Here is a 25035-nt window from a genome sequence, read left to right on the forward strand (position 1 = left end):
CTTATCTGCGTTTATCCGCGTTTATCTGCGGATCCAACGCCTTAACAAGTAACAAACGAGTCGGAGACCACCTCGATGAAAACTCCAGAAGCCGCTGCACCGCCACGCCAGTACAAGTACTTCGAGTTCGTGATGGTGGCGTTCGTCACCATCCTCGTCTGCTCCAACCTGATCGGCCCGGCGAAGGCCTCGCAGCTCGACCTGCCATTGGTCGGCGTGATCACGTTCGGCGCGGGCGTGCTGTTCTTCCCGATCTCGTACGTGTTCGGCGACATCCTCACCGAGGTGTACGGCTACAAGCGCTCGCGCCGCGTCATCTGGGCGGGCTTCGCCGCGCTCGCGTTCGCGTCGTTCATGGCCTGGGTGGTGGTCTCGCTGCCGCCCGCGCCGTTCTGGAAGAACCAGGCGGCCTACGAGGTGGCCTTCGGCAACGCCTGGCGCGTCGCACTCGCCTCGATGTTTGCCTACATGTGCGGGGAGTTCGTGAACTCGTTCACGCTCGCGAAGATGAAGATCCTCACCGCGGGCAAGTGGCTCTGGTCACGCACCATCGGCTCGACGATCGTCGGCGAGGCGGTGGATTCGGCGCTGTTCTATCCGCTCGCCTTCTGGGGCACCGGCATCATTCCCGACGACAAGCTGCCGCTGGTGATGGCGTCGCAGTTCGTCACGAAAGTGGCCGTCGAGGTCGTCTTCACGCCCGCGACCTACGCCATCGTGAAGTTCCTGAAGCGCGCCGAGGGCGAGGACTACTACGACCGCGAGACCAACTTCACGCCGTTCTCGCTGAAGGTGTGATCAGCGGATGACGACCTTGCCCTCGACGACCTTCACCTGGTCGCCTTCGCGGATGTTGTCGGCCTCGGCCTGGATCACGACGCGAAAGCGGCCGTCGTCCAGGCGCACGATGATCTCGTAGCTCACGACCGGCGGCTTCTCGTTCTCCTGCGCGTCGTTGGAGGAGCCCACCGTGGGCTTGCCCGCTCCCTTGCCCAGCGGAATCGTCGCGACGAATCCCGAGGGCTTGGACTTGTCCACCTCCGTGGGGCGCGTTTCCTTCTCGACGCGCTTCACGCTGCGCACCACGCCGCATTCGGCGCACTTCACCAGCACGGACGACTCGGGCGGCTTGTCGGAAGGGCTCTGTGCCCAGGCGAGCGGGGCGGCGAGCAGCAGGCAGGTGGCAATTCGTCTCATGATCCTTCTCCCAAGCTTCGTATGATGGTTTTGTCGCCATTCTAGCCTTGCGGCGCGACAGTCACCGGTCCTTCGAGCGCGCTCAGGCAAAATGGCACCGTGCACCCCTCAGATGACAGGATCCGGACCGTGAAATCGCCCTCCGCCGCCCGGCGCGTCGCCGCGCTGGCACTGCTTGCCCTGTGCGCCGCAACCGCGCTCGCGCAAACCCCTCCGCCCGCCCGTCCGAAGATCGGCCTCGTGCTCGGTGGAGGCGGCGCCCGCGGCTCCGCGCACATGGGCATCCTCGAGGTGCTCGAGGAGAACCGCATCGTGGTCGATTGCGTCGCCGGCACCAGCATGGGGGCGCTCGTGGCGGGCGCGTACGTGGCCGGTGTTGCGCCTGCCGAGATGAAGGAGCTCATCCGCAAGACCGACTGGGCCGCGATCTTCGACGACAGCGCCGGGCGCGACCTCGTGAACCTGCGCAGGAAGCAGCTCGACGACCGCTTCTTCTCGGGACTGGAATTCGGCGTGGGCAAGGACGGCATGCGCTACCGCGAAGGCGCGATCGCCGGCGAGAAGATCAAGCTCTTCTTCAACCAGCTCGTCCGCGTGGATCTGGGCGAGCGCTCCATCGAAGAGCTGCCGCTGCCGCTCACGCTGATCGCGACCGACATCGGCACGGGCGAGCGCGTGGCGATTCGCTCCGGGAACCTCACCTCGGCCATGCGCGCGAGCATGTCGGTGCCCGGTGCGCTGGCCCCCGTGACGCGCGAAGGCCGCAAGCTCGTCGACGGCGGGCTCGTGGACAACGTACCCATCGGCGAAGTACGCGAGCGCTGCAACGCCGACGTAGTGATCGCCGTGAACGTGGGCTCGCCGATGATGAAGCCCGACGAAGTGACCGGCGTGCTGAGCGTGGTGGGGCAGATGGTGAACCTGCTCGCCGAGCAGAACGTCGCCCGTTCGCTCGAGCTGCTGCGCCCGCAGGACATCTACATCCGTCCCGAGCTCGGCGACCTCACGGCCGCGGACTTCGGCCGCCAGATGGAAGGTGCGGAGATGGGGCGCAAGGCCGCCCTGCAGGTCATCGACCGCCTGAAGAAACTTTCCTCGCCGCCGCACGTGTATCGCGATTGGCGCGCGAGCGTGCGCTTCACGGCGCCGGCGCAGTCGCCGACGATCGACGAAGTCCAGATCGGCGACACGCGCTTCGTGAACCCGGATTCCATCAAGGCGGGTGTGCGCTCGGAAGTCGGCAAGCCGCTCGATGCGAAGGCGCTTGCCCATGACCTCGTGTGGGTCTACAGCCAGGGCGACTTGCAGGGCCTCGACTACTCCGTAGCGCGCGAGCGCGACAAGACGATCCTGCGCATCACGCCCGTGGAGAAACCGTGGGGTCCGGACTACGTGCGCTTCGGCCTCAACTTCGCCTCCGACTTCGAGAGCGAGGCCGACTACAACATCCGCGCCCTCTACCGTCAGACCTGGCTCAACAAGCTGGGCGGCGAGTGGCTCGTGGGCGCGCAGCTGGGCAGCGAGCAGCTCCTGGCCACCGAGCTGTACCAGCCGCTCGACTACCGGCAGCTCACGTTCGTGCGGCCCTACGTGAGCACGCAGATGTCCAAGTTCGGCCTCTACCTCGACGGCGATCGCGTGGCCGAATACCGGACCCGCGAATCGCACATCGGTCTGGACGCCGGGGTGAACCTGGGCATCTACGGGCAGGCGAAGGCGGGCTACATCTGGCGCAAGGGGAAGTCGAAGCTCGACACGGGCCTCTCGATCTTCCCGAACGTGGGCGAGGACGTGAGCGGCATCATGGCGAGCGTCAATCTCGACACGCAGGACCAGGCGTTCTTCCCGACGCGCGGCTATCGCGCCACGCTCGATTACTTCAACGCGCGCAAGACGGCCGTGAACGGCGTCGAGGACGACGACTTCAAGCCCTACTGGCGCACCGAGGGCGGCGGGGAGATTGCCCTCAGCAAGGGCGACTTCACGCTCGTCGCCGCGGCCCAGGCCGGCAAGGTCTCTTCCTCCGACGTTCCGTTGAGCGACATCTTCACGCTGGGCGGGCCGCGCCGTCTCTCGGGGTTCGCCAACGGCCAGATCCTGGGCTCGGAGTACACCTACGGACGCCTCGAAGGACAGTGGCGCCTCACCAAGCCGATGCCGCTGATCGGCCTCAACCTGATCGCCGGCGCGATGATCGAAGCGGGGCGGATGAAGGATCCGATCAACGAGCCGAACCTGAAGGGCTGGCAGAACTCGTTCGGCGCATACATCGCGGCCAATACATTCTTCGGTCCGGTGTACCTCGGTTACGGCGACTCCACCAACGGCAAGAGCCGGATCTACCTGTTCATCGGAACGCCGTAAAAAATAAGTGGGGTCAGACTCGACTTAATTTAATTCTGTGGATAACTGGGGTCAGGCTCCAGTTATCCACAGAATTAAATTAAGTCGAGTCTGACCCCACTTATTTCCCGCAGGACCAGCACAGCTCGAACGAGCCGGGGTTCTCCTCGCCGCACGCGTCGCAATTCCACGGCGATGCGTTGGCGTTCAGCTTGAGGTAATCGTCGATCATCAGGCGCGCGCGCTCGGCGTGCCCGGGGTCCTCGACCCAGAGCTGCGGCGTGGCCTGGTCGGGCGGCAGTTCCCCGGCGATGCTCGAGGCGTTCGCGTTGAGGATGCGCGCGCGAATCCCGCCGACCGCGAGGCGGTCGGCGAGAAGCTGCGCTTCGGGAAGGTTTGCGGCGGAGAAGACGCGCTTCAGAAGCGAATCGCGACCGAGGCGGTGAAGCCTTCCTCGGACTGGCCTTCGCGCTTCGCGACGTTGTAGTACGCGATGCCCAGCGCGCCCCAGGAGAACTGGCCCGTCACGCCTACGTTGCTCGTGATGAAGCTCGTGTCCGGCTGGTAGCCCGGCAGGTCGTAGCCGTTGTTCGTGGCCATCGAGACCGGCGTCGCGCTCATGAAGCGCTCGTCGTCACGGCGTTCCTTGTCGACCGTCACGCGCACCCACGGCGTCCAGCGGCCGAGGGTGATCGAGGCGCGGCCACCGGCGCTCCACACCTCGGAGCGGCGCTTGAACGCGCCGTAGCGCAGGTTGGCCGAGCCCGCGCCGGTTTCCTCGAAGCCGTTCATGTCGACGTTCTGGATCATCACGCTCGCGACCGGGCCGATCGAGAACTTGTCGAGCTGGAAGTCGTAGCCACCGCCGACGTAGGCCGACGTGTTGGTTCCTTCGGTGCTGGCCGTCGTCGTGCGCACGACGTTGCCGATGTTGAACTGGCGGCGAATGTCGTTCCATTCGATGTCGCCGTACGTGAGCGCGGCATCGAAGAACAGGCCGTCGAGGCGCACGCCGCCGAGGACCGAGATCGCGTTCTCGCGCGTGCGGTAGTTGCCGGCGCTGTTGCCGAAGCTCGCCTTCGCTTCGTTGCGGCCGGCGGCGAGGCCGAGGGTCAGCGTCTCCGAGGCGCGAACCGTCACGCCACCGGTGACGGCACGCACGTCGTTGCCCACACCCACGACGCCGCGGCTGGGATCGATGTCGTATTCGCCATCGACCGCTGAACCGAAGATCGTCCACTGGCCCTGAGCTGCCGCCTGGCCGGTGGTGATGCCGTCGCGCAGCGAGCGGACATGCGCGTTACGCGCACCGAGTGCCGATTCGGGCAGCAGCGTCATCTGCACCGGGCCGTTCAGCAGCGACTTCACGAAGTCAGCGGTGATGCGGTGCGAGGCGGTGGTCGGGTGGACGCCGTCGGCAAAGACGTACGTCTGGTCGGCGTTGGGCGCGACCAGGTTGGCGCCCGAGCAGAACTGCGAGCTCGGCGTGGTGGCGAACGGCGGGAACGGCGCGCAGGCCACACCCGTCGTGTTCGTGAACCCGTAGGCCGTGGGGTTCGCCATGATCTCGGTGATCAGCGCGAACGTATCGACCGGGATCACGCGCAGGCCCGTGGCCTGCAGGCCCGCGAGGCCGGCGAAGAGCGCGGTGTTGAAGCCCGCGGAGAGCGCGGTCACCTGGCCCTGGACCACGGGACCGGCGCCTGCGAACTGCGGCGTGGCGCCGATGTTGGGCAGGTTGAACACCATGATGTAGCGGGCACCGGCCGCGCGCAGGCGCGCGATCTGGCCCGCCTCGGCCGCAGCGGCGGCCTGGATGTTCGCGGAGAGTTGGTCGGCGGTGATCGCGCCGGCCTGCAGTGCCGCCAGGTTCTGGAAGATGTCGTTGGCACCCGCCCAGACGGTGTAGAGCGCGTTCGGGTCGGCGGCGCCGCCCGACGCAGCGAGGAATTCGGTGACCTGCGTGCTCACCGGGCGCTGGGCGCCGCCGGTGGGCGTGCTGGCCGAAGGCAGTGCGACGCGCGCGCCGCCTTGCGCATAGACCGTTCCGCCCGCGACGTTGCTGGGCAGCGCGCCCACGCCGTATTGCTGCGCGATCAGCTCCGCCCAGATCGGGCCGGGGTTGGTCGTGAAGCGGCCGAGGGTCGACACGAGGGCCGAGGGGACGCCGATCGAGGTGAGGAAGGGCCGGTAGTAACCCGTATCCGAGAGGCTGTCGCCGAAGACGTACACGTTGCTGAACTGCTGGGCCTGCGCGGTGGTCGCGCCGACGCCGGCGAAAAGCGAAAGCAGAAGGGCGGGGAGAACGCGGTTCTTCTTCGTCATTTGGAACTCCTAGAGAGGGCGGTGGAATCGGGACTCAGGGGGTCCCTGTTGGCGGCTATTCTGTCACAGGCTAGCTCGCGTCGCTTCCCCCCCGCGCCCTCCGCCATCGATGGGTGTGGGTCGAACCGGGGGACCTTGCTTCGTCGGGGAGAGGATCGATCTCGCTACTTCATATGTCGCTCGAGATTCCTCGCGCACCGCCGTTCTGCAGCAATAGGTGACACCCCCTCTCGACCCACACCCATCGCTGTCGAAGGTCGCGGGCGGTTTGTGGCATCACCGCTCCGGTGAGCCCCGTAGATAATTTGACGAGGCAGGCGGTGGCTGATGCCGCCCTCGTCGATGAATGACGGTCGCCATGACTGGCACGCACTCCCAACATTCGATCAGCGCCGCCCCGATGCTGGAGACACCCCGATGGTTCCGGCGCTGAGCCATCGACGAAGGGTTGATCACGAGAGGCCCCCCACCGCTCGCTGCAGGATCGCCGATGCGCCAGGAATTTCGAGCGCAAGTTTGGGTAGCGAGATCGGCGGCATTTGATGGAAAGGTTGGGGCCGGGTCGGGATCAACCCTTCGGCGATGGCCCAACTGTCCCCGGTGCTGCCCTAGTACACGCGACGGACGAGGTGGGCCTCGTGGAGCATGTGGGTCGCGATTTCCTCGATCGACTTGGTCGTGGAGTCGAGGAAGGGAATGCCGGTCTGCCGCATGAGCTTCTCGGCCGCGGCGACTTCGTAGCGGCAGTTGTCGAGCGCGGCATAGGTGGAGTCGGGGCGGCGCTCCTTGCGGATCTGGTGCAGGCGATCGGGCGTGATCGACAGGCCCCACACCTTTGCCTTGTGCGGCAGGAGCGAGGGCGGAATGCGGTTGGCTTCCAGGTCCTCGGGGATGAGCGGGTAGTTGGCGGCCTTGATGCCGAACTGCATCGCCATGTAGAGGCAGGTGGGGGTCTTTCCGCTACGCGAGACACCGACCAGGATGATGTCGGCCTCGTCGAGGGCGCGGTGGGTGACGCCGTCGTCGTGCGAGAGCGTGTAGTTGATCGCCTCGATCCGGTGGTTGTAGTCCTTCACGTTGCCCGCGGAGTGGCTCTTGCCGAGGAGATGCAGCGACTTCTGGCCGAGCTCGGATTCGAGCGGGACGATGAAGCGCTCGAAGACGTCGAGCACCAGCCCGTTGGCCTTGTTGATCTCGGCGCGCACCGCGTCGTCCACGATGGAGCTGAACACGAGGGGCCGCTGGCCGGTATCGATGTGCGCCTGGTTCACCTCGGCGAGGGCTTCGCGCGCCTTGTCCACCGTGTCGATGAAGGGCAGCGTGATGCGCTGGAACTCGACGATGTCGAACTGCGTGATGAGCGAGGAGCCGAGCGCTTCGACCGTGAGGCCGGTGCGGTCGGAGATGAAGTAGACGCGGCGCTTGTGGGGCATGCGATCGGCGGGGAAGGAGGATGATGCGGCGCAGCAATGGTGCTGTCGCTCCGCTATAATTGCAAGCCTCGAAGAAGCCGGACTTTCCCCTCGAAAATGCCCGCCCGCCGCGTCCTCCCGCTCGAATCGCTCCGCATGACCGACGTGGCTTCCGTCGGCGGCAAGAACTCCTCGCTGGGCGAGCTCATCAGCCAGCTTTCGGCCGCCGGTGTCCGCGTTCCCGGGGGCTTCGCCACCACCGCCGACGCCTTCACCGAGTTCGTCGCGCACAACAAGATCCAGGGCACGATCGAAGCGGCGCTCGCCGGCCTCGACGTGAACGATGTCGAGGCGCTCGCCCGCGCCGGCGCGAAGATCCGCGCGGCCGTGGAAGGCGCTTCCTTCCCGCCCGCGCTCGAGAAGGAAATCTCGGACGAATACGCGCGCATCTCCGCGGGCGCACCCAACGCGAGCTTCGCGGTGCGCTCGTCGGCCACGGCCGAGGACCTGCCCGATGCCTCGTTCGCCGGCCAGCAGGAGACCTACCTCAACATCAGCGGCATCGCGAACGTGCTCGATGCCGTGAAGCGCGTGTTCGCCTCGCTCTACAACGACCGCGCGATCGCCTATCGCGTCCACAAGGGCTTCGAGCACGCGGAGGTCGCGATCTCCGCGGGCGTGCAGCGCATGGTCCGCAGCGACCTCGGTGCCGCGGGCGTGCTCTTCACGATGGACACCGAATCGGGCTTCCGCGACGTGGTGTTCATCACCGCGAGCTATGGCCTGGGCGAGATGGTGGTGCAGGGCGCGGTGAATCCGGACGAGTTCTACGTCGCGAAGCAGTGCCTCGCGAACGGCAAGCCCGCCATCGTGCGCCGCGCGATCGGCAACAAGGCGATCAAGCTGATCTTCGCGAACGAGTCCAGTGCCGGCAAGAGTGTCGCGGAAGTGGAAGTCGCGCCGGCCGACCGCGATCGCTTCTCCATCTCGGATGCCGAGGCCGAGGAGCTCGCGCGCTACGCCGTGGCGATCGAGAAGCACTACGGCCGCCCGATGGACATCGAGTGGGGCCGCGACGGCACGGACGGCTTGCTCTACATCCTCCAGGCGCGTCCCGAGACGGTGAAGAGCCAGGAGACGAAGAAGGACACGCTCACGCGCTACCGCATCGGCAAACGTGGCGAGGTGCTCTCCGAGGGCCGAGCCATCGGCTCGAAGATCGGCCAGGGCAAGGTGCGCGTGATCAAGAACGTCTCCGAGATCGCGCGCGTGAAGGACGGCGACATCCTCGTGACCGACATGACCGACCCCAACTGGGAGCCCGTGATGAAGCGCGCTTCGGCGATCGTCACCAATCGCGGGGGGCGAACGTGCTTCTCCGGTGATACCCGCGTCCTGACGAACGCCGGCTTCATGACCTTCCGCGAGCTGCACGAACGCGGCCATGAGGGCCTGAGCGTGCCGTCGCTGAACCGCGCGACCCTCAGGATCGAGTGGAAACCTGTCCTGGCGGTGATGAAGCGGGTCGCGGGAATGATCCGAGTCGGCATCTCCCAGACCGGACGCGCGCAGGGTAACGACCTCAAGCTGACCCCGAATCACAAGATGCTCAGTCTCGCCAACGGCGAACTCGCCGACCGCGAGATCCAGGACATGCTCGAGAATCAGGAGTGTGTCCTGCTCGCGCAGCAGCTTCCGCAGCTGTCGGCCTCGACCCGCAAGGAGCACTCGCTGGCGTACCTGCTGGGCGGCTTGATGACCGATGGCCACGTGCATTTGACCCGCACCCACGGCGAGGTCACGTTCATCCAGAAGCCGGAGGTCGCCAAGCTCGACTTCATCGCGCGGATGAACGAGGCGCTCGAGGCCAACTACGGAAAGGCATTCAAGGAGCACGCGAAGAAGGTCTCGAGCGGCTTCATCCGGGGCAAGCAGGTGGTCGGCTCCGCAAACGCGTATCGCTGCTATTCCAAGTCGATCGCGACCGCCGTGCGCGAAGAGCAGGAGACGATCGTGACCACGTTGCTGAAGAGCGACGCGGATGTGGCCTGCCATTTCCTCGCCGGAGTGATCGACGGGGATGGCAGTTTCCAGAAAGGCCGGGTCAACGTGTACGTCTCGGGTGGCGATCTGCTCGAAGCCGTCATCGTCGCCTGCATGCGCATCGGCATCGTGCCGCAGGTTTCAACCAACCGGTCGATCTACAACGTGCAGATCGTCGAGAAGCTCGACCTCCTGAGACGCTACACGTCCCGGGTACCCTGCCGTGACGAGCGGAAGGTCGGCAGCCGGTTCTTCAACACCCGCCAGTTGCTTCCGGGCACGGTCAATTCGGACCTCAACAATCGGGTGCGCAAGAACCTGCTGATCGACGCGCAGGGCTTGAGCGCGCATCTTCCGGCAGTCAGCGACGCGCGACTGAAGGATCGCCTGGAACACCTGTTGGCATCCGATCTGCGCCAGGCCAGGGTCGCGATGGAAGAGACGCTCGCCCAGGACGACGTCTACAACATCACGGTCGGCGACCACCACAACTACATCGTCTTCACGGAGCGCTACACGCCGGTTCTCGTGAACAACTGCCACGCGGCGATCATCGCGAGGGAGCTCGGCGTGCCCGCGGTCGTGGGCTGCGAGGACGCCACCGAGAAGCTCGCCGAGGGCGTCGACGTGACGGTCTCTTGCGCCGAGGGCGACACGGGCTACATCTACGCGGGCAAGCTCGACTTCGAAGTCGTCGAAGTGCGCCTCGACAAGATGCCGAAGATCCCCGTGAAGATCGCGATGAACGTCGGCAATCCGCAGCTCGCGTTCGACTTCGCGCAGCTGCCCAATGATGGCGTCGGCCTCGCGCGCCTGGAATTCATCATCTCGAACCAGATCGGCATCCACCCGAAGGCTTGCCTCGAGTTCGCAACGCTGCCCGCCGACCTCAAGTCGCAGGTCGAGCGCCAGTCGCGCGGGTATGCGAACCCCGTCGAGTTCTACGTCGAGAAGATCGCGGAAGGCGTATCCACCATCGCCACCGCGTTCTGGCCGAAGAAGGTGATCGTGCGGCTGTCCGACTTCAAGTCGAACGAGTACCGCAACCTCATCGGCGGCGCGCGCTACGAGCCGCACGAGGAAAACCCCATGCTGGGCTTCCGCGGCGCTTCGCGCTACATCGCGAAATCGTTCCGCGATTGCTTCGAGCTCGAGTGCCGCGCGATGCGCAAGGTGCGCGACGAGATGGGACTCACCAACGTCGAGATCATGATTCCCTTCGTGCGCACCCTCAAGGAAGCCGAGCAGGTGCACGCGATCCTCAAGGACAACGGCCTCGAGCGCGGCAAGAACGGCCTCAAGGTCGTGATGATGTGCGAGATCCCGTCCAACGCGATCCTCGCCGACGAATTCCTCAAGCACTTCGACGGCTTCTCGATCGGCTCGAACGACATGACGCAGCTCACGCTGGCACTCGACCGCGATTCGGGTCTGGTCATGGAATCCTTCGACGAGCGCGACGCCGCGGTGAAACGCATGCTGCATCTCGCGATCCAGGCTTGCCGCAAGGCGAACAAGTACGTCGGCATCTGCGGCCAGGGCCCCAGCGACTATCCGGACCTCGCCGAGTGGCTGATGGAAGAGGGCATCGAGTCGATGTCGCTCAATCCCGATACGGTCGTGGAGACGTGGCTTCACTTGGCAAGGGCAGCCGCGCCGAAAGAGACGGCTGATCGTTAGATCGGCCGTCCTCGAGGCGAGGATCTGCTTTTCGTTTCTCATCAAAAAATGATCTCCTGGCGCTTCTCCTCGTTCGACGATCTCACTCCGCGCGATGTGCACGAGATTTTCCGCGTGCGCATCGAGGTCTTCGTCATCGAGCAGAACTGTCCGTTCCAGGACGTCGATGGCGCCGACCTTCCGAGCTGGCACCTGCTCGGGACGAACGGATCGAGCGACCTCGTGGCGTACTGCCGCCTCGTGCCGCCCGGCGTGAAGTTCGCCGAACCTTCGATTGGCCGCATCATCACGACCTCGCAGGTGCGAGGCAAGGGCTTGGGCCGCGAACTCGTGAAGGAATCGCTCGTGCGCGCCGAGACGCTCTGGCCGGGCCAGTCGATCCGCATCGGCGCGCAGGCGCGCCTGGAAAAGTTCTACAACGAGTTCGGGTTCGTGAAGAGCTCCGACCCGTACGACGAAGACGGAATCCTCCACATCGAAATGCTGCTCCCGAAAGGCCGCTCGTGACCCTGAAGATCTACGGAACGCCGATGTCCCGCGCCATTCGCGTCTACTGGCTCGCCGAGGAACTGGGCCTGCCCTACGAGAGCGTGGCGATCGACTTCAAGGACGAGAGCCCCGGGCCGGTGGGCAAGGGCAATCCCGAGTTTCGTGCGGCGAGCCCGATGGGCCGCGTGCCGGCGATCGACGACGGCGGCGCGAAGCTTTTCGAATCGCTCGCGATCAACCTGTACCTCGGGCGCAAGCACGGCAAGGGCCTTTGGCCCTCGACCGTTGCGGGCGAGGGCGCGGTGTACCAGTGGACGCTTTTTGCCGCGAACGAGCTCGACGGCACGATGGTGGAGTGGGCCCGCAACGCGATCGTGCTACCCGAGGCCGAGCGCGATCCGGCCAAGGTGACCGCGGCGCTGGAGAAGCTTGCGAAGCCCTTCACGGCGCTCGACGAAGCGCTCGGCAAGACGCCGTGGCTGCTCGGGCAGGAATTCACGCTGGCCGACCTCAACGTGTCCGCGACGATGTTCCGCGCGAGGAAGATGGACCTCACGAAGAAACCGAATCTCGCGCGCTGGCTCGCGGCGTGCTTCGCGCGGCCCGCGGCGAAGAAGGCCTGGGCGCTGCGCGGCGAATAGGACTGCCATGAGCCATCCGCTGAAGGACCGCGCCGCCGTCGTCACCGGATCGACGAGCGGCATCGGGCTCGCGATCGCCACGCTGTATGCGCGGGCCGGAGCCAAGGTGATGTTGAACGGCCTGGGCGATGCAGCCGCGATCGAGCAGACGCGTGCCGCCCTGGAGAAAGCCGCCGGCGTCGAAGTGCGTTACCACGGCGCGAACATGATGAAGCCCGCGGAAATCGCCGACCTGGTCGCGACCGCGGAGGCCGCGTTCGGCAGCGTGGACATCCTCGTGAACAACGCGGGCATCCAGCACGTCGCACCCGTGGAGGATTTTCCCGCCGACAAGTGGGACGCGATCATCGCGATCAACCTGTCGTCGGCATTCCACGCGACGAAAGCCGCGCTGCCGGGCATGAAGAAGCGCCGCTTCGGCCGCATCGTGAACATCGCGTCCGCGCATGGTCTGGTCGCCTCACCCAACAAGAGCGCGTACATCGCCTCCAAGCACGGCCTCATCGGATTTACGAAGGCAGTCGCGGTGGAAGTCGCGGAGCACGGTGTCCGCGCCAACGCGATCTGCCCGGGCTTCGTCCACACGCCGCTCGTGCAGAAGCAGATCGAGGATCGCGCGCGTGAAGCGGGCATCTCCGAAGAGCGCGCCGCGAAGGAGATAATCCTTGCGCCGCAGCCCACCAAGGAATTCGTGACGGTCGAGCAGATCGCCGCCATGGCCCTCTACCTTGCCTCCGATGCCGCCGCGCAAATCAACGGCGCATCCTTCTCCATCGATGGCGGCTGGACGGCGCGCTAGAAAAGGGGACAGTCCCCATTTCGAAAAAGGGGACAGTCCCCTTTTTCCGTGCGACGTCGTGTTGGTCACCGGCTTCGAGCCTTTTGGGGGTGAGAAGACGAACCCGTCCTGGGAGCTGTGCTCCCTCCTTCCGGATGCAATCGGGCGTGCCCGCATTGAAACCATGGCCGTGCCGTGCGAATTCCGCCGCGCCATCGAAACCGTCGTGAGCGCGATCGAGAAGCACCGCCCCGGGGTGATCATTTGCGTCGGCCAGGCGGGTGGCCGCGACCGGCTCTGCATGGAGCGCATCGCGATCAACATCGACGACACCGAGAACGCCGACAACGCGGGCGTGCAGCCGATCGACCAGCCGATCGCGCCCAACGGGCCGACGGCGTATTTCGCGACCGTGCCGGTGAAGGCGATGGCCGCGGCCTCGCGCATCGCCGGCGTGCCCGCGGAAGTGTCCAACTCCGCCGGCACCTACGTCTGCAATCACCTGCTGTACGGAGTGCTGCATTACCTCGCGGCGAGTGGCAGCACGGCGCGCGCCGGATTCATCCACGTTCCCTATGCGGAGTCGCAGGTCGTCGACAAGCCCGGCAAGCCCTCGATGGCGTTGCCCGTGATGGCCCGCGGCGTCGAGGCGGCGATCGCCGCCGCCCTGGAGCAGATCGATGGCCCCTGAAGTCCAATCCCCGCTCTGGACGCCCAGCCCCGAGCGCATCGCCAACGCCAACATGACGGCGTTCATGAAATTCGTGAACGAGCAGCACGGGAAGTCGTTCGCGAACTACGACGACCTCTACCGCTGGTCGATCGACCAGCTCGAGGATTTCTGGGCGGCCGTGTGGACCTTCTGCGGCGTGATCGCCGAGACGCGCGGCAACATCGTTCTCGCCGACAAGCACAAGATGCCCGGCGCGCGCTTCTTCCCGGAAGCCAAGCTCAATTTCGCCGAGAACCTCCTCAAGCGCCGCGACGACACGGACGCGATCATTTTCTGGGGCGAGGACAAGGTGCGCCGCCACCTCTCGTCGAAAGAGCTCTACGACACCGTGTCGCGCTTCGCGCAGGCGCTGGCGGCCGAGGGCGTGGGCGAGGGCGATCGCGTGGCGGGCTTCATGCCCAACATGCCCGAGAGCGTGATCGCGATGCTCGCCACCGCGAGCCTCGGTGCGACGTGGACTTCATGCTCTCCCGATTTCGGCGTGCAGGGGGTGTGCGATCGCTTCGGCCAGGTCGAGCCCAAGGTCCTCGTGTGCTGCGACGGCTACTACTACAACAACAAGATGGTCGAGACGCTGCCGCGCATCGCGGAGATCGTCGGCCACCTGCCGAGCGTGAAGCGCGTGGTGGTCATTCCCTACATCAGCGAAGTGCCCGATGCCTCGAAGGCGCCGCGCGCCGTGAATCTCGCCGAATTCGTAGCACCCTTCGCGGCGGGCGACATCGTCTTCCATCGCATGCCGTTCAACCATCCGCTCTACATCCTCTATTCGAGCGGAACGACGGGCGTGCCCAAGTGCATCGTGCACGGCGCGGGCGGCGTGCTGCTCATGCACCTCAAGGAGCACATCCTGCAGTGCGACGTGAAGCCGGGCGACCGCGTCTTCTACTTCACGACCTGCGGCTGGATGATGTGGAACTGGTTGGTGTCGGGCCTCGCCGCGAACGCGGCACTCCTGCTCTACGACGGCTCGCCCTTCCTGGGACGCGGCAACGTGCTCTTCGATTTCGCCGCCGCCGAGGACATGACGCACTTCGGGACCTCGGCCAAGTTCATCGACGCGATCGCGAAGGTGAAAGTGGAGCCGCAGAAGAACCATCGCCTGCCGGAGCTGCGCGTGCTGCTGTCCACCGGCTCGCCGCTCGCGCCCGAGGGCTTCGACTACGTCTACGAGAAGGTGAAGAAGGACGTGAACCTCGCCTCGATCAGCGGCGGCACGGATCTCGTTGCGTGTTTCGCCGGCGGCTGCCCGATTCGCCCCGTGTGGCGCGGCGAAATCCAGTGCCGGATGCTGGGCATGAAGGTCGAGGTCTTCGACGAGAACGCTCGACCGGTCGTGGGCGAGAAGGGCGAGCTGGTCTGCACCGCACCCTTTCCCACGATGCCGCTCGGTTTCTGGAACGACCCGGGCGACGTGAAGTACCGCGCGGCCTACTACGACAAGTACGAGAACGTCTGGCGTCACGGCGACTGGTGCGAGATCACGAAGCACGATGGCCTGATCATCTACGGCCGCTCGGATGCGGTGCTCAACCCCGGCGGCGTACGCATCGGCACGGCGGAGATCTATCGCCAGGTGGAGAAGCTCGAGGAAGTGGTCGAGTCGATCGTCATCGGCCAGGACTGGCTGAGCGACGTGCGCGTGGTTCTCTTCGTGCGCCTGCGCGAAGGCCTCGCGCTCGATGACGCGCTCGCGAAACGCATCCGCGAAGTGATCCGCGACAACACCACTTCCCGCCACGTGCCCGCGGTGATCCTGCAGGTGCCCGACATCCCGCGCACCAAGTCCAACAAGATCGTCGAGCTCGCGGTGCGCGCGATCGTGCACGGCGAGCCGGTGAAGAACGTCGAGGCGCTGGCCAACCCCGAAGCGCTCGAGCACTACCGCAACCGATCGGAGCTGGCATCCTGAGGCCCCACCGAAGGATCCGCTTTTCGAGATGAAATCCGCCACCTTCTACGCGGGACTTTCGGTCGCGACCTCGGTCGTGACCATCGCGTTGAAATTCGCGGCCTACTACGTCACTGGTTCCGTCGGCCTGCTCTCGGATGCGATCGAGGGCTTCGTGAACCTGGCCGCGGCACTCGCCGCTCTCGGCGCACTGACGTACGCAGCCCGCGAACCCGATCCCGAGCACAACTTCGGGCACGAGAAGGCCGAATACTTTTCCAGCGGCCTCGAGGGCGCGCTGATCTTCCTCGCCGCCGGCGTGATCGCGTGGACCGCGGTTCCACGCCTCCTGCATCCCGTCGCGCTCGAGCAGGTCGGGATGGGTATCGCGTTCTCGATCGCGGCGACGCTCGCCAATGCCGCGTGTGCGGCGGCGATGCTGCGCGCGGCGCGTGCGCACCGTTCGATCGCACTGGAGGCCGACGCGAGGCACCTGCTCACCGACGTGTGGACCACCGTGGGCGTGGTCGTCGGAGTGCTCGCGGTGAAGGTGACGGGATGGCTCATCCTCGATCCGCTCATCGCCATCGTCGTGGCGGTGCACATCCTGTGGACCGGCGTGCACCTCGTGAGGCGCTCCTTCGATGGCCTCATGGACCGCGCGCTTCCGGAGGCGGACATCGCGCGCATCCGCACGGAGCTCGAAGCGCTGAAGGCGCGTGGCTGCGACTATCACGCACTGCGAACGCGCCAGGCCGGCTCGCGCGGTTTTGTCGATGTGCACGTGCTGGTCCCGGGCGCGATGAGCGTGCAGGAGGGGCACGATCTGGTCGAGCATTTCGAGCAGGAGGTTCGCAAGGCAGTCGCGCACGTCGAGGTGCTGGTGCACCTCGAGCCGCTGGAGGATCCCCGCAGCTGGGACGACAATGGCTGAAGCCCTTCAGGGGACCCACTCAGCGCCGGCCTTTCGTTTGACACGGGTCAACTGGCTGCGCGCGCAAGCGCGGACACTGGCGGGATGGACAATTGCTGCGAAGGCCAGTCCTACGTGGACGCGCTCGGGAAATCGCAACCCGCCGGCGGCGCCGAGACGACCCTCGAAGTCGAGGGCGCGAGCTGCGGCGCGTGCGTGGCGCGCATCGAGACGGCGCTGCGCGCCGTTCCCGGCGTGAGTGTCGCGAGCTTCAACCTCGCGACGCGCCGCGCGAGCGTGAGCCATGCCACGACGATCACCAAGGGCGAGCTCGAAGCGGCCGTGGCACGCGCAGGCTATCGCGCCACCACGGGCGCGCGCCGCGACCCCGCGCGCGATCGGCGTACCGCCCTCTGGCGCGCGGGCGTTGCCGGCCTCGCGATGATGCAGGTGATGATGCTCGCCTGGCCCGCCTACATCGCCGACGAAGGCACGCTCACGTGGGACCAGGAGCGGTTGCTGTCCTTCGCCGCGCTGCTGCTCACCATTCCCGTGCTCGCGTTCTCGGCCATTCCCATCTGGGTGAATGCCTGGCGCGGCCTGCGCGCGGGACATCCGGGCATGGACGTTCCCGTCGCGCTCGGATTGATCGCGGCGACGATCGCGAGCCTGCCCGCCACCTTCCACGGCGGGCCGGTCTACTACGAATCGGTCGCGATGTTCGTGTTCTTCCTCGCCACCGCGCGCTGGTTCGAGGCGCGCGCGCTCGCCGCGACCGTCGCCTCTTCCGAAGCGCTCGCGCGCCTGCTGCCGCGCAAGGCGGTGCGTCTCACCGCGCAGGGCCAGCGCGAGGCGGTCGAGCCCGCCGCCCTGGTGCCCGGCGACCTCGTGTGGATCGCGGCCGGCGACGCCGCTCCGGCCGACTGCACGCTCGAAGAGGGTCAAACCGATTTCAACGAGGCGCTGCTCACGGGCGAAAGCGCGCCCGCGGCCAAGCGCGCCGGCGATGCGATCCTCGCGGGCAGCGTGAACCTCTCCGCGCCGGTGCGTGCGCGCGTCACGCGCGCGGGCGAGGAGCAGACGCTCTCCGTGGTGCGCCGCCTCGTCGAACGCGCGGCCGCGTCGAAGCCGCGCTGGGCCCTGCTCGCAGATCGCTATGCATCCCACTTCGTGGTCGGCGTGGTGCTGCTCGCGGCCATCGCCGCTGTCGCGTGGAGCTTCATCGATCCGGCGCGTGCGCTCCCGGTCGCGATGGCGGTCCTGGTCGTTTCCTGTCCGTGCGCGCTCTCGCTGGCGACCCCGGTCGCGCTCACCGCGAGCGCCAACGCGCTGGCCGCGCGCGGCGTGCTCGTGACCGACGGGGCCGCGATCGAGCGGCTTGCGGACATCGATCGCGTGGTCTTCGACAAGACCGGCACGCTCACGACGGGGCGGTTGCGCATCGCGACGATCGACGTGCTCGGCGATGTTGACGAGCTGCGCTGCCTGCAGATCGCGGCCGCGCTCGAACAGGCGATGCCGCATCCGATTGCGCATGCACTGGTGGCGAGTGGCGCCCGGCCGCTCGCCGTGAAAGCGCTGCTCGCCGTTCCCGGCGCGGGCGTCGAGGCGCGCCTCGATGGCGTCGTGCATCGCGTCGGCTCGGCGCAGTTCTGCCGCGAGATCGCGGGCGAACCGCCGACGCTGCCGCCCGAGGACGATTCGCCGCGCGTGGCGCTCGTGCGGGAAGGCGCCTGGCTCGCCGTCATTCGCTTCGACGACACGCTGCGCACGGAAGCGCCCGAAGTGATCGCGCGCCTGCGCGAGCTCGGCGTCGAGTCGAGTCTCGTATCGGGCGATCGGGCGCCGGTCGTGGACCGCGTCGCCCGGGCCACGCGCATCACGCACGCCGTGTCGGCCGCGAGTCCCGACGACAAGCTGCAGATCCTGGAAGGCTTCCGCGCGACGGGCGAGAAGGTCGCGATGGTCGGCGATGGCGTGAACGATGCGCCCTCGCTCGCGGCGGCCCACGTCGCGATCGCGCTCGGCCAGGGCGCGGCGCTCGCGCAGTCGCAGGCGGGGCTCGTCCTCATCAATCCGTCCCTCATGGCGATTCCCGAAGCCATCGAGACCGCGCGCCGCACGCGCCGCGTGATCGCGCAGAACCTCGCGTGGGCCGCGGGCTACAACCTGGTGACCATCCCCCTTGCCGCGGCGGGCGTGCTCGCGCCCTGGATGGCGAGCCTCGGGATGTCGGTATCGTCGCTGCTCGTCGTTCTCAACGCCCTGCGGATCGCGCGCCCGAAGCGGTGAGCTCGTAGCGGTCGCGATAGTCGGGTACCCGCACGTTCCATCCGAGCTCGCGTTCGATGCGCTGGCGCAGGGCGTCGGCCGCGTCGGGCTCGCCGTGCGTGATGAAGGTGCACAGCGGTGGCGTGCGCGCCGCGCGCATCCAGGCGATGAGCCCATCGGCATCGGCGTGCGCTGAAAAGCCGTCGAGGGAAACGACTTCCGCACGGACGGGAATGTCCTCGCCGTGGATGCGGACGGTGGGCGAGCCTGCCACGATCGTCGCCCCGCGCGTGCCGCCCGCCTGGTAGCCGCAGAAAAGAAGCGTATTGCGCGGATCGGGCGCGAAGGCCTTCACGTGATGCACGACCCGACCGCCGGTGACCATGCCGCTCGCCGCGACGATGATCATCGGATCGCGGCGCGCGTTGAGCGCGGCCGATTCCTCGGGCGTGGCCACGATGCGGGCGATGCGCGTGAGCTCCGCGCATTGCGCGGCCGTGAGGCGGTGCTCTCCGACGTGATTGGCGAGCGTTTCTCCGGCGTGGCTCGCCATCGGGCTATTCAAGTAGACGGGCACGTCCGGAATGCGGCCCGCAGCGCGCAATCGTGCGATGTGCAGGAGGATCTCCTGAGCGCGGCCCACCGCGAACGCGGGCACCACCACGATGCCGCCGCGCTCGACGGTGCGCGTGATCACGTCGGCGAGCCTCGCCTCGCGATCGCCGGCGTCGTGCGAACGATTGCCGTAGGTGGACTCGACGACGAGGTAGTCGGCGCCTGCGAAGGGTGCGGGCGGAACCAGGATCGGATCGTTGTCGCGCCCCAGGTCCCCCGAGAACATCACCGACACACCCGCGCCGCGCACGAGGATCGAGGAGGCGCCGAGCAAGTGCCCCGCGTGCAGGAAGCTCGCTTCAAGGCCCGCCACGTGCACGGCGCGCGTGCGCGAGACCACGCGGAACGCGCGCATCGCCGCCAGTGCATCGGCGACGGTGTAGAGCGGTTGCGGCGGGTCGTGCTTCGAGAAACCCTTGCGGCGAGCGTACGCCGCTTCCTCCTCCTGCAAGTGGCCCGAATCGGGCAGCAACAGGGCGCACAGGTCGCGCGTCCCCGGCGTGCAATGCACACGCCCCGCGAAACCGGCCTTCACGAGCCGCGGGATCCAGCCGCTGTGATCGAGGTGGGCGTGGCTGAGCAGCACGGCTTCGACCTGCTTCGGCGCAAAGGGAGGGGCTTCCCAGTTGCGCAGGCGCAACTGCTTGTAGCCCTGGAACAGGCCGCAGTCGACAAGCACCTCGCCGCCGTCGCCGCGCAGGAGGTAGCGCGACCCGGTGACGGTTCCCGTGGCGCCACAGAAGGTGAGCTTCATGCCGCCATCGTGGAGCGGCCCGGGCACCGCTGTTTGATCGACATCAAGCGCAGCGATGCGGCGTGCCCCACAATGCCGCATGGAAGTCCTCTTCGTCCTCGTCCCGCTCGGCGTGCTGGTCGCCCTGATCGCGGGCGCGCTTTTCCTCGTGGCCGCCACCGGCGGGCAGTTCGAGGATCTCGAGGCGCCGGCGAACGACATCCTTGGCGACGACGCGTCGCCCACGCCGCCGGCCTGAGGGCCCATCCCGTGTTTCGGTTCCTGCTCGCGGCCGTCCCGAAATCGCGCGCGGGCTTGATCCGCGGCAAGGGGCGACAGGCGGTGCGCGATAGGGTGGGTCATGACCCATCGCCTCGAGGAGGCCACCATGCGCACGACACTCATCACCACCACGCTCGCCGCTTTCGCGATCGCCTTCAACGTTGCGGCACAGCCCCAGGGCTCCGGCCCCGGCGGCGGACCCGGAATGCAGGGCGGATGCTGCAATGCGAACACCACGCCCGGCTGGGCCATGATGACGCCCGAGGAACGCACCGCGCATCGCGATCGCGTCATGGGCTCGAAGGACTACGCAGGTTGCAGCGCCTACATGCAAGGGCACTACAAGGCGATGGAGCAACGCGCGAAGGAAAGAGGCACGACGATGCCGCACGGTCCCGGCGGAATGGGGCCCGGCGGAATGGGCAAGGGCGGAATGGGTCCCGGCGGAACGGGCGGGCCCGGACCGGCGTGCGACTTCCTGAAGAAGTAGTCCCTTGCTGCTCGAGTCGCTCGAGCGCCTGCGCGCGGTCCCCCGGCTGCTGGAGGTCGCGCGCATCCTGATCCATCACGGGCTGCACGATCTCGTGCATTCCGTGGGCGCGCACCGCCTGCTGGCCGAAGCGGGCCACATGCTCGGGTGGGATCCCGATCCGGCGCTCGCCGCGCGGCCGATGCCCGAGCGGCTTCGCCTCGCGCTCGAAGCGCTCGGCCCCGCCTACGTGAAGCTCGGGCAGGTCCTCGCCACGCGCGTGGACCTTCTCGGCCCCGAGTGGATCGCGAGCCTCGACCTGCTCCACGACCGCGCTTCGCCCGCCGCATACGACAAGGTGGAGCCGCAACTGCTGGCCGACCTGGGCGCACCGCCCGCGCAGGTGTTCGCTGCCTTCGACACGACGCCGGCTGCGGCCGGTTCCATTGCGCAAGTGCATCGCGCGCGGCTGCACGATGGTTCCGAGGTCGCGGTGAAGGTGCGCCGCCCCGACGTCGCCGGCCGCATCGAATCCGACCTGTTGCTGCTGGAGGTGCTCGCGGCGTGGTGGGAAGAGCAGAACCCCGTCGCCCGCCGCTATCGCCCCGTCGAGCTCGTGCGCCAGTTGCGCCGCTCGCTCGCGCGCGAAGTCGACTTCATGGCCGAGGCGCGCGGCCAATCGCGCTTCGCCGAGAGCTTCCGCGATCGCGAGGACGTCTTCGTTCCGCGCGTGCACGTGGCCTTCACGCGCGCTTCGCTTCTCGTCATGGATTGGGTCGAAGGCATTCCGGCCACGAACCTCGCCGCGGCCGATGCCGCCGGCCTCGACCGCGAGTTGCTCGCGCGGCGCGGAGCGGATGTCGTGCTCCAGATGGTGCTGGTCGACGGGATGTTCCATGCCGATCCGCATCCGGGCAACGTGTTCTTCCTCCCCGGCAACCGCATCGCGCTCATCGATTTCGGCATGGTGGGCTGGCTCTCGCGCAAGCGCCGCGCGGAGCTGATCGACCTGCTCGAGGGTGTCGCCGCGCGCGATGCCGAAGCGATGCGCGACGTGCTCCTCGCCTGGGCCGATGGACGGCGCGTCTCGGCCGAGCGCTTCGCCGAGGACCTGGGCCGCCTGCTGCACCTTTACGAGAACGCGTCGCTGCGCGAGGTGAGCCTGGGCGCGCTCCTCGCCGAGATCGCGGCGATCATGCGCGAACACCACCTGATGCTGCCCGCGGACCTCGCGCTGCTTTTCAAGACGCTGATCACGCTCGAGGGCCTGGGCACGCGGCTGGTGCCGCGCTTCAAGCTCATCGAGCAGGTCGGCCCCTGGGTGCGGCGGCTCGCCGCCGAGCGCTGGGGGCCGGGCCAGGTCGCCGGGCGCCTCTCCGGCACCGCGCGCGAGTGGGGTCGCGCCGTGCGGGCGGCACCTCGCCTGCTCGAGTCGCTCGCGCGCCGCTTCACCGACGACGGGGTCGCGCTGCGCTTCGAGGTCGACAAGCTCACCACCGTGAGCGACCAGATCGAGCGCAGCATCGATCGCCTGGCCATCGGATTGGTCACGGCCGCGCTGATCGTGGGCTCGTCGATCCTGCTGTCGGTATCGGGCAGCCAGGTGAGCACGGTCGCCTGGGCGCTGGGCATCGTGGGCATCGGCCTCGCGCTCGCCAACAGCGTGTGGCTGATCGCTTCGATCCGCCGCGCGCACCACGGGCCGCGCTGATCTGCGCCTGAGTTGATCCACGTCATGAAGCGCTTGCGCAAGGCTTCCACAATGGACGTGTCAGCCCCGAAGGAGTCAACGATGAAAACCCGCGACGAATATGTAGCAGGTCTCAAGACCCGGCTCGACGATTGGAACAAGGACATGGCGCGCTGGGAAGCGCAGTCGAAGGCCGCGCGCGACGACATGGCCAAGCGCTATGCGAAGGAGCTCGAAGGCGTTCGCGCCCGCCAGGAGCAGGCGGCCTACCAGATGAAGCTGCTGCAGGGCGCCTCGACCTCCGCGTGGTCGGACTTCGTGCAGGGCGCCGATGAAGCCTGGGAGCGCCTGCATCATGCGATGACCGACGCCCGCAAGCACTTCGAGAAGGCTTGAGCGTGTTTAACCGAATCTTCCTTCTCGCACCCTTCCTCCTCGCGACCACGCCGGATACGGCGGCCGGCGATGCGGGGAACCGTGCGGGACGGGAGGTCTACGACACGGTGTGCTCCACCTGCCACGCGGCAGGGCTCCAGGGCGCGCCGAAGAGCGGCGACCGCGAGGCGTGGATTCCGCGCATGAAGCAAGGGCTCGACACGCTCACGCTCCACGCGATCCGCGGCCACGGCGGCATGGCCCCTCGTGGAGGGGCGGCGCAACTCACCGACCTCGAGGTGCGCAACGCCATCGCCTATATGTTCGATCCGGGCGCCGAGGCGCGCGCCGCGGCTCGCCCCCCGCCGGCCGCACCCGCGCCGCGCAATCCGTACGAGGCCACCGTCGACGGCGTCGCGATCCACTTCGGCCTGGTGAACGCCGAGCGCCTGCGCGCGTATCCGCCCGGCTCGAAGGAGGCCTCGATGCACGGGGGCGTTCCCAAAGGCAGCGGCTACTACCACGTGAACGTCACCCTTCATGAGGGCGACAAGCGCGCGCCGCTGCGAGGCGCCGCGGTCGAGGTCGAGGTCGTGCAGGCCGGCCAGGACACGCTGAAGAAGGTGCTCGAAGCCGAGCCCGGTACGGGTTCGGCCAACTACGGCCAGTACATCCGCCTCGCGCCGCGCACGCCGGCCACGTTCATCGTGCGCATCCGGCCCGCCGGCTCGCCACGAACCCTCGAGACGCGCTTCAACCCCACGCCAGGCTGATCGCCTCGATCCGCCGCGCAAGCACTTCGAGCCCACGCCCAAGCGGACTGACCTCAGGCCGCGCCGCAGAGCTCGCGCACGTGCGCGGCGACGCTGCGCGCGAGCGCGTAACGCTCGTATCCTCCTTCGAGGCATGAGACCACGCGTCCCTCGCAGTGCCGGTCGGCCACGTCGAGCAGCGCGTGCGTGATCCAGGCGTAGTCGGCCTCGGTCCAGCGCAGCCCGCCCATCTCATCGGCGCGATGCGCGTCGAACCCGGCCGAGATGAACAGCATCTGCGGGCGGAAGGCCTCGAGCCGCGGCAGCCACACCTCCTCGAACGCGCGCTTGAGCGCCGTTCCATCCGAGCGCGGCTCGAGCGGCACGTTGGCCATGTTCGCGCCCGCGGGCTTTTCACCAAGGAATGGGTAGAGCCCGCGCTGGAACGTCGACACCATCAGGACTCGATCGTCGCCCGCGAGGATGTCCTCCGAGCCGTTGCCGTGGTGCACGTCGAAGTCGGCGAGCGCCACGCGTTCGAGCCCGTGCACGTCGAGCGCATGCCGCACGCCCACGGCCACGTTGTTGAAGAAGCAGAAGCCCATCGCCGCATCGCGCGTGGCGTGATGGCCGGGCGGGCGCACCGCGCAGAACGCACGGTGCGCTTCACCACTCAGCACGAGGTCGGTGGCGAGCACCGCCGCACCCGCGGCATGCAGTGCCGCGTCGAGGGAATGCGGGTTCATCGCCGTATCGGGGTCGACGTGGACGTAGTCGCGCGTCGGGGCCGCGGCCATGAGCTCGCGCACGTAAAGCGCCGTGTGCGCGCGCGTGAGCTGCTCGAACGTGGCCGCCGGCGCGTCGTAGGGCACGAGCCATGGGAGGACCCCGATCGCGAGGAGGTGGTCGGAAATCGCGTCAAGCCGCTCGGGACATTCGGGATGGCCTTCGCCCATCTCGTGCAGGCGAAAGCCCGAATGCGTGATCCACGCGCAGGGGCCGGAGTGCACGCGGCTCAACGCAGCGAGACGACCTTGCAGATCGTCGGCGGGCAGGGATACCGGTAGTAGGTGTTGTTGAGGAAGGCGGCGACGTCGTCGACTTCCTCGCCATCCCATCGCAGCGCCAGGCTCGCGTTCCAGCGTTCGACCCAGGCGCGCACGGCGTTGAAATCCTTCGCTTCGCGCTTCACGCGCCCGTGCACGCTCTTCTCGTGGCAGCTCGTGCACCTCGATTCGTACAGCGCCTGGCCGCGCAGGGGCTCGGCCGCCGAAGCGGTGCGGGTCGCGAAGAGCAGGATCATTCCGGCGATCGCCAGGGCGATGGCGAGCCAGACGTGACGGGGATTCGGTTGGCGGTGCATGGATCAAGAGCCTACGGCCCGAGGCGCGGTCGGCGTTTGA

The 25035-nt window shown here is 67.4% G+C and carries 22 protein-coding genes and 1 pseudogene; 15 read left to right on the top strand and 8 right to left on the bottom strand.

Features of this window, described 5'->3' with window-relative positions:
* Nucleotides 1-75: 75 nt before the first annotated feature.
* The gene (locus DSM104440_RS04895; RefSeq protein WP_171160947.1) at nucleotides 76-798 is read left to right on the top strand and encodes a queuosine precursor transporter; all 723 of its coding nucleotides are present in this window, start codon (nucleotides 76-78) and stop codon (nucleotides 796-798) included.
* Here the strand turns inward: DSM104440_RS04895 and DSM104440_RS04900 are convergent, their stop codons facing one another.
* A complete protein-coding gene (locus DSM104440_RS04900) occupies nucleotides 799-1197 on the bottom strand; it encodes a hypothetical protein (RefSeq protein ID WP_171160948.1) in 399 nt (132 codons plus the stop codon).
* Nucleotides 1198-1326: 129 nt separating this feature from the next.
* Here DSM104440_RS04900 and DSM104440_RS04905 point away from each other — a divergent pair, with 129 nt between their 5' ends.
* Nucleotides 1327-3561: a patatin-like phospholipase family protein gene (locus tag DSM104440_RS04905; protein WP_171160949.1), complete on the top strand. Its 2235-nt coding sequence runs from the start codon at nucleotides 1327-1329 to the stop codon at nucleotides 3559-3561.
* Nucleotides 3562-3661: 100 nt separating this feature from the next.
* Here DSM104440_RS04905 and DSM104440_RS19595 read toward each other — a convergent pair whose 3' ends face one another.
* From DSM104440_RS19595 to ppsR, 4 genes and pseudogenes are all read right to left on the bottom strand, one after another.
* Nucleotides 3662-3772 carry a DUF7577 domain-containing protein gene (locus DSM104440_RS19595; RefSeq protein ID WP_425509650.1) on the bottom strand — a complete coding sequence of 37 codons (111 nt, stop codon included), beginning with the start codon at nucleotides 3770-3772 and terminating at the stop codon, nucleotides 3662-3664.
* 54 nt (nucleotides 3773-3826) lie between these two features.
* A pseudogene (locus tag DSM104440_RS19600) lies at nucleotides 3827-4051 on the bottom strand (hypothetical protein); the annotation flags it as partial.
* Nucleotides 3958-5865, bottom strand: a complete 1908-nt coding sequence (locus tag DSM104440_RS04915) for an autotransporter domain-containing protein (protein ID WP_171160950.1) — start codon at nucleotides 5863-5865, stop codon at nucleotides 3958-3960. The pseudogene DSM104440_RS19600 and the gene DSM104440_RS04915, both read right to left, overlap by 94 nt.
* 608 nt (nucleotides 5866-6473) lie before the next feature.
* Entirely contained in the window at nucleotides 6474-7298 is an 825-nt protein-coding gene (gene ppsR, locus DSM104440_RS04920) for a posphoenolpyruvate synthetase regulatory kinase/phosphorylase PpsR (RefSeq protein ID WP_171160951.1), read from the bottom strand.
* A gap of 96 nt (nucleotides 7299-7394) precedes the next feature.
* Here ppsR and ppsA point away from each other — a divergent pair, with 96 nt between their 5' ends.
* From ppsA to DSM104440_RS04960, 8 genes are all read left to right on the top strand, one after another.
* Nucleotides 7395-11000: a phosphoenolpyruvate synthase gene (gene ppsA / locus DSM104440_RS04925; RefSeq protein ID WP_171160952.1), complete on the top strand. Its 3606-nt coding sequence runs from the start codon at nucleotides 7395-7397 to the stop codon at nucleotides 10998-11000.
* A gap of 48 nt (nucleotides 11001-11048) precedes the next feature.
* Nucleotides 11049-11507: a GNAT family N-acetyltransferase gene (locus DSM104440_RS04930; RefSeq protein ID WP_171160953.1), complete on the top strand. Its 459-nt coding sequence runs from the start codon at nucleotides 11049-11051 to the stop codon at nucleotides 11505-11507.
* A complete protein-coding gene (locus DSM104440_RS04935) occupies nucleotides 11504-12130 on the top strand; it encodes a glutathione S-transferase family protein (protein ID WP_171160954.1) in 627 nt (208 codons plus the stop codon). The genes DSM104440_RS04930 and DSM104440_RS04935 overlap by 4 nt, the downstream gene beginning before the upstream one ends.
* A 7-nt stretch (nucleotides 12131-12137) precedes the next feature.
* Nucleotides 12138-12929, top strand: coding sequence for a 3-hydroxybutyrate dehydrogenase (locus DSM104440_RS04940; protein WP_171160955.1), 792 nt, complete (start codon nucleotides 12138-12140; stop codon nucleotides 12927-12929).
* Complete coding sequence (gene pcp, locus DSM104440_RS04945) at nucleotides 12907-13599, top strand: pyroglutamyl-peptidase I (RefSeq protein WP_171160956.1); 693 nt, start codon at nucleotides 12907-12909, stop codon at nucleotides 13597-13599. The genes DSM104440_RS04940 and pcp overlap by 23 nt, the downstream gene beginning before the upstream one ends.
* Nucleotides 13589-15553, top strand: a complete 1965-nt coding sequence (locus DSM104440_RS04950; protein ID WP_171160957.1) for an acetoacetate--CoA ligase — start codon at nucleotides 13589-13591, stop codon at nucleotides 15551-15553. Before pcp ends, DSM104440_RS04950 begins: the two co-directional genes overlap by 11 nt.
* A 28-nt stretch (nucleotides 15554-15581) precedes the next feature.
* Nucleotides 15582-16466: a cation diffusion facilitator family transporter gene (locus DSM104440_RS04955; protein WP_171160958.1), complete on the top strand. Its 885-nt coding sequence runs from the start codon at nucleotides 15582-15584 to the stop codon at nucleotides 16464-16466.
* Nucleotides 16467-16550: 84 nt separating this feature from the next.
* On the top strand, nucleotides 16551-18737 hold the full coding sequence (locus DSM104440_RS04960) for a heavy metal translocating P-type ATPase (RefSeq protein WP_171160959.1): 2187 nt from the start codon (nucleotides 16551-16553) through the stop codon (nucleotides 18735-18737).
* Here the strand turns inward: DSM104440_RS04960 and DSM104440_RS04965 are convergent.
* A complete protein-coding gene (locus DSM104440_RS04965; protein ID WP_171160960.1) occupies nucleotides 18703-20085 on the bottom strand; it encodes an MBL fold metallo-hydrolase RNA specificity domain-containing protein in 1383 nt (460 codons plus the stop codon). The two genes, DSM104440_RS04960 and DSM104440_RS04965, sit on opposite strands and share 35 nt — an antisense overlap.
* Before the next feature lie 79 nt (nucleotides 20086-20164).
* Between DSM104440_RS04965 and ccoS the strand changes: the two genes are divergently transcribed.
* The 5 genes from ccoS to DSM104440_RS04990 all read left to right on the top strand — a co-directional run bounded on the left by ccoS (nucleotide 20165) and on the right by DSM104440_RS04990 (nucleotide 23653).
* Nucleotides 20165-20323, top strand: a complete 159-nt coding sequence (ccoS, locus tag DSM104440_RS04970) for a cbb3-type cytochrome oxidase assembly protein CcoS (protein WP_171160961.1) — start codon at nucleotides 20165-20167, stop codon at nucleotides 20321-20323.
* 129 nt (nucleotides 20324-20452) lie between these two features.
* Nucleotides 20453-20836, top strand: coding sequence for a hypothetical protein (locus DSM104440_RS04975; RefSeq protein WP_171160962.1), 384 nt, complete (start codon nucleotides 20453-20455; stop codon nucleotides 20834-20836).
* 4 nt (nucleotides 20837-20840) lie between these two features.
* A complete protein-coding gene (locus tag DSM104440_RS04980; protein WP_171160963.1) occupies nucleotides 20841-22526 on the top strand; it encodes an ABC1 kinase family protein in 1686 nt (561 codons plus the stop codon).
* A gap of 81 nt (nucleotides 22527-22607) precedes the next feature.
* Nucleotides 22608-22901 (top strand): sll1863 family stress response protein, encoded by a 294-nt coding sequence (locus tag DSM104440_RS04985; RefSeq protein WP_171160964.1) that lies wholly within the window; start codon nucleotides 22608-22610, stop codon nucleotides 22899-22901.
* Nucleotides 22902-22903: 2 nt separating this feature from the next.
* The gene (locus DSM104440_RS04990; RefSeq protein ID WP_171160965.1) at nucleotides 22904-23653 is read left to right on the top strand and encodes a c-type cytochrome; all 750 of its coding nucleotides are present in this window, start codon (nucleotides 22904-22906) and stop codon (nucleotides 23651-23653) included.
* A 53-nt stretch (nucleotides 23654-23706) separates the two neighbouring features.
* Here the strand turns inward: DSM104440_RS04990 and DSM104440_RS04995 are convergent, their stop codons facing one another.
* Together DSM104440_RS04995 and DSM104440_RS05000 are read right to left on the bottom strand one after the other, a co-directional pair.
* Nucleotides 23707-24642: a histone deacetylase family protein gene (locus tag DSM104440_RS04995; RefSeq protein ID WP_425509658.1), complete on the bottom strand. Its 936-nt coding sequence runs from the start codon at nucleotides 24640-24642 to the stop codon at nucleotides 23707-23709.
* A gap of 5 nt (nucleotides 24643-24647) precedes the next feature.
* Nucleotides 24648-24995, bottom strand: a complete 348-nt coding sequence (locus DSM104440_RS05000) for a cytochrome c (RefSeq protein WP_171160966.1) — start codon at nucleotides 24993-24995, stop codon at nucleotides 24648-24650.
* Between the last annotated feature and the right edge of the window lie 40 nt (nucleotides 24996-25035).

The sequence above is a fragment of the Usitatibacter palustris genome, from assembly GCF_013003985.1.
GTDB classification, from domain to species: Bacteria; Pseudomonadota; Gammaproteobacteria; order Burkholderiales; family Usitatibacteraceae; genus Usitatibacter; species Usitatibacter palustris.